The sequence below is a fragment of the Micromonospora sp. CPCC 205558 genome, assembly GCF_036902955.1.
Classification (GTDB): Bacteria; Actinomycetota; Actinomycetes; order Mycobacteriales; family Micromonosporaceae; genus Micromonospora.
The window spans coordinates 1-5,395 of the sequence record NZ_JBAKHR010000060.1; the positions used below are offsets into that span (position 1 = coordinate 1).

Here is a 5,395-nt window from a genome sequence, read left to right on the forward strand (position 1 = left end):
AAAGCCCCGAGATGGGTTCCACTGAGTGTGGTGCTTTGATCGGTGTGTGGTTGTTCTTTGAGAACTCAACAGGGTGCTTGTAAAGCCAGTGCCAATTATGATTTATACCCCGGACTGGTCAGGCTTCGGTTTGGCTGGTTGGGATTCCTTTGGCAACATTTGTTTGTTGTCGGGATAGCTGTTCAACTAATTTTTTGTTGGAGAGTTTGATCCTGGCTCAGGACGAACGCTGGCGGCGTGCTTAACACATGCAAGTCGAGCGGAAAGGCCCTTCGGGGTACTCGAGCGGCGAACGGGTGAGTAACACGTGAGCAACCTGCCCCAAGCTTTGGGATAACCCTCGGAAACGGGGGCTAATACCGAATATTACTGCTGGTCGCATGGCTGGTGGTGGAAAGTTTTTCGGCTTGGGATGGGCTCGCGGCCTATCAGCTTGTTGGTGGGGTGATGGCCTACCAAGGCGACGACGGGTAGCCGGCCTGAGAGGGCGACCGGCCACACTGGGACTGAGACACGGCCCAGACTCCTACGGGAGGCAGCAGTGGGGAATATTGCACAATGGGCGGAAGCCTGATGCAGCGACGCCGCGTGAGGGATGACGGCCTTCGGGTTGTAAACCTCTTTCAGCAGGGACGAAGCGAGAGTGACGGTACCTGCAGAAGAAGCACCGGCCAACTACGTGCCAGCAGCCGCGGTAAGACGTAGGGTGCGAGCGTTGTCCGGATTTATTGGGCGTAAAGAGCTCGTAGGCGGCTTGTCGCGTCGACCGTGAAAACTTGGGGCTCAACCCCAAGCCTGCGGTCGATACGGGCAGGCTAGAGTTCGGTAGGGGAGACTGGAATTCCTGGTGTAGCGGTGAAATGCGCAGATATCAGGAGGAACACCGGTGGCGAAGGCGGGTCTCTGGGCCGATACTGACGCTGAGGAGCGAAAGCGTGGGGAGCGAACAGGATTAGATACCCTGGTAGTCCACGCTGTAAACGTTGGGCGCTAGGTGTGGGGGGCCTCTCCGGTTCCCTGTGCCGCAGCTAACGCATTAAGCGCCCCGCCTGGGGAGTACGGCCGCAAGGCTAAAACTCAAAGGAATTGACGGGGGCCCGCACAAGCGGCGGAGCATGCGGATTAATTCGATGCAACGCGAAGAACCTTACCTGGGTTTGACATGGCCGCAAAACCTCCAGAGATGGGGGGTCCTTCGGGGGCGGTCACAGGTGGTGCATGGCTGTCGTCAGCTCGTGTCGTGAGATGTTGGGTTAAGTCCCGCAACGAGCGCAACCCTCGTTCGATGTTGCCAGCGCGTTATGGCGGGGACTCATCGAAGACTGCCGGGGTCAACTCGGAGGAAGGTGGGGATGACGTCAAGTCATCATGCCCCTTATGTCCAGGGCTTCACGCATGCTACAATGGCCGGTACAATGGGCTGCGATACCGTGAGGTGGAGCGAATCCCAAAAAGCCGGTCTCAGTTCGGATCGGGGTCTGCAACTCGACCCCGTGAAGTCGGAGTCGCTAGTAATCGCAGATCAGCAACGCTGCGGTGAATACGTTCCCGGGCCTTGTACACACCGCCCGTCACGTCACGAAAGTCGGCAACACCCGAAGCCGGTGGCCCAACCCTTGTGGAGGGAGCCGTCGAAGGTGGGGCTGGCGATTGGGACGAAGTCGTAACAAGGTAGCCGTACCGGAAGGTGCGGCTGGATCACCTCCTTTCTAAGGAGCACCTTCCGACGAAAGTCGGTAAGGAGCCCGCACTGCCCGAATGTGGTGGTGGGGTGCTCGAATGGCGGAGACACTGGCAAGTTTTGCCCTGGCAACGGCCGGCGGCGCCTAGTACAGCCACCCTCGGGTGGTGGGAACGGTGGCTTCTGGTGCGGCTGGGGGGGAATGTAAGCACCCTGTTGGGTCCTGAAGGAACAACCGTTGTGTTGTTTTTTCGGAGACGCGCCGGCCCTCCTTGGTGGGGGCTGGGAGTCTGCCAGGCATGGCCTGGCCTCACATACCGTCAACTGTTTGGTTGGGTTTGGTGTGGGGCGGATCGGGTTGTGGGTTGGTCGTTTGTTGAGAATTGCACAGTGGACGCGAGCATCTTTGTGGTCAAGTTGTCAAGGGCGAACGGTGAATGCCTTGGCACCAGGAGCCGATGAAGGACGTGGGAGGCCGCGATAGGCCTGGGGGAGCTGTCAACCAAGCTGTGATCCCAGGGTGTCCGAATGGGGAAACCTGGCACCAGTCATGTGGTGTCACCCACACCTGAACACATAGGGTGTGTGGAGGGAACGCGGGGAAGTGAAACATCTCAGTACCCGTAGGAAGAGAAAACAATTTAGTGATTCCGTGAGTAGTGGCGAGCGAAAGCGGATCGAGGCTAAACCGGCTGCGTGTGATACCTGTCAGGGGTTGCGTGGTCGGGGTTGTGGGACCCTGCTGAACAAGCTGACACTTGTTCGAGAAGTTACAAAGTTGGTGGCTAGTCGAACAGTCTGGAATGGCTGACCGTAGACGGTGAAAGTCCGGTAGGTGAAAGTTGCTGACCTTCTGTGGGTGTTCCCGAGTAGCGGCGGACCCCTGAAATCTGCCGTGAATCTGCCAGGACCACCTGGTAAGCCTAAATACTTCCTGGTGACCGATAGCGGACAAGTACCGTGAGGGAATGGTGAAAAGTACCCCGGGAGGGGAGTGAAATAGTACCTGAAACCGTTCGCCTACAATCCGTCGGAGCCTTGCGGGGTGACGGCGTGCCTTTTGAAGAATGAGCCTGCGAGTTAGTGGCATGTGGCGAGGTTAACCCGTGTGGGGGAGCCGTAGCGAAAGCGAGTCTGAATAGGGCGATTCAGTCGCGTGTCCTAGACCCGAAGCGGAGTGATCTAGCCATGGGCAGGCTGAAGCGCGGGTAAGACCGCGTGGAGGGCCGAACCCACCAATGTTGAAAAATTGGGGGATGACCTGTGGTTAGGGGTGAAAGGCCAATCAAACTCCGTGATAGCTGGTTCTCCCCGAAATGCATTTAGGTGCAGCGTCGCGTGTTTCTTGCCGGAGGTAGAGCACTGGATGGTCTAGGGGGCCCACAAGCTTACCGAAATCAGCCAAACTCCGAATGCCGGTAAGTGAGAGCGCGGCAGTGAGACTGCGGGGGATAAGCTTCGTAGTCGAGAGGGAAACAGCCCAGATCACCAGCTAAGGCCCCTAAGCGTGTGCTAAGTGGAAAAGGATGTGGGGTCGCATAGACAACCAGGAGGTTGGCTTAGAAGCAGCCACCCTTTAAAGAGTGCGTAATAGCTCACTGGTCAAGTGGTTCCGCGCCGACAATGTAGCGGGGCTCAAGCACACCGCCGAAGCTGTGGCATTCACATTTTATCCTCGCTTGGACTTGATTCCTTGTGCAGGTGTGTGGATGGGTAGGGGAGCGTCGTGCCGCGAGTGAAGCAGCGGGGTGACCCAGTTGTGGACGCGGCACGAGTGAGAATGCAGGCATGAGTAGCGAAAGAAGGGTGAGAAACCCTTCCGCCGGATGACCAAGGGTTCCAGGGCCAGGCTAATCCGCCCTGGGTGAGTCGGGACCTAAGGCGAGGCCGAGAGGCGTAGTCGATGGACAACGGGTTGATATTCCCGTACCCGCGAAAGAGCGTCCCTGATGAACCTCGTTGTGCTAACCACCCGAACTTGGTGAGGTCTTCGGACTGATCTGAGGGAGCGTGGGAACCTGATGGGTAGTAGTCAAGCGATGGGGTGACGCAGGAAGGTAGCTGAGCCCGGCCGGTGGTTGTGCCGGGGTAAGCGTGTAGGCCGTGGTGTAGGCAAATCCGCACCACTTGAAGGCTGAGACGTGATGCCGAGCCGATTCAGGTGAAGTCAGTGATCCTATGCTGCCGAGAAAAGCCTCTAGCGAGTTCTTAGCGGCCCGTACCCCAAACCGACACAGGTGGTCAGGTAGAGAATACCGAGGCGATCGGGCGAACTGTGGTTAAGGAACTCGGCAAATTGCCCCCGTAACTTAGGGAGAAGGGGGGCCGGAGACGTGAAGCCCCGCGCGGGTGGAGCGTTGTATGGCCGCAGAGAGCAGGGGGAAGCGACTGTTTACTAAAAACACAGGTCCATGCGAAGAAGTAATTCGATGTATATGGACTGACGCCTGCCCGGTGCTGGAACGTTAAGGGGACCTGTTAGCTCTTCGGGGCGAAGCGGAGAACTTAAGCGCCAGTAAACGGCGGTGGTAACTATAACCATCCTAAGGTAGCGAAATTCCTTGTCGGGTAAGTTCCGACCTGCACGAATGGCGTAACGACTTCCCCACTGTCTCAACCACAGGCCCGGCGAAATTGCAGTACGAGTAAAGATGCTCGTTACGCGCGGCAGGACGGAAAGACCCCGGGACCTTTACTATAGCTTGACATTGGTACTCGAATTAGCTTGTGTAGGATAGGTGGGAGCCGGTGAAGTCCATACGCCAGTATGGGTGGAGGCAATCTTGAAATACCACTCTGGTTGATTTGGGTATCTAACTTCGGACCGTTATCCGGTTCAGGGACAGTGTCTGGTGGGTAGTTTAACTGGGGCGGTTGCCTCCTAAAAGGTAACGGAGGCGCCCAAAGGTTCCCTCAGCCTGGTTGGCAATCAGGTGTTGAGTGCAAGTACACAAGGGAGCTTGACTGTGAGACTGACAGGTCGAGCAGGGACGAAAGTCGGGACTAGTGATCCGGCACTTGCGAGTGGAAGCGGTGTCGCTCAACGGATAAAAGGTACCCCGGGGATAACAGGCTGATCTTCCCCAAGAGTCCATATCGACGGGATGGTTTGGCACCTCGATGTCGGCTCGTCGCATCCTGGGGCTGTAGCAGGTCCCAAGGGTTGGGCTGTTCGCCCATTAAAGCGGTACGCGAGCTGGGTTTAGAACGTCGTGAGACAGTTCGGTCCCTATCCGCCGTGCGCGTAGGATACTTGAGAAGGGCTGTCCCTAGTACGAGAGGACCGGGACGGACGAACCTCTGGTGTGCCAGTTGTCCTGCCAAGGGCACGGCTGGTTAGCTACGTTCGGAAGGGATAACCGCTGAAAGCATCTAAGCGGGAAGCCTGCTTCAAGATGAGGTATCCCACCCCACTTTGTGGGGGTAAGGCCCCCAGCTAGACGACTGGGTTGATAGGCCGGAAATGTAAGCCCGGTAACGGGTTCAGTTGACCGGTACTAATAGGCCGAGGACTTGACTACTAAGCTGCTACGCGTCCACTGTGCAACTCTGAACAAGCGAACACCCGCGTGTGTGTGTCCGGGGTTGTTTGATATGTTCATAGAGTTACGGCGGTCATGGCGGAGGGGAAACGCCCGGTTACATTCCGAACCCGGAAGCTAAGCCCTCCAGCGCCGATGGTACTGCACTCGTGAGGGTGTGGGAGAGTAGGAC

The 5,395-nt window shown here is 57.4% G+C and carries 3 rRNA genes; all 3 read left to right on the forward strand.

Going from position 1 to position 5,395, the window contains the following annotated elements:
- Window positions 1-194: 194 nt before the first annotated feature.
- Window positions 195-1,709, forward strand: a 16S ribosomal RNA gene (locus V6U86_RS33230).
- 382 nt (window positions 1,710-2,091) lie between these two features.
- Window positions 2,092-5,202: ribosomal RNA gene (locus V6U86_RS33235) — 23S ribosomal RNA — on the forward strand.
- A gap of 86 nt (window positions 5,203-5,288) precedes the next feature.
- Window positions 5,289-5,395 (forward strand): 5S ribosomal RNA (gene rrf / locus V6U86_RS33240); the annotation flags it as partial.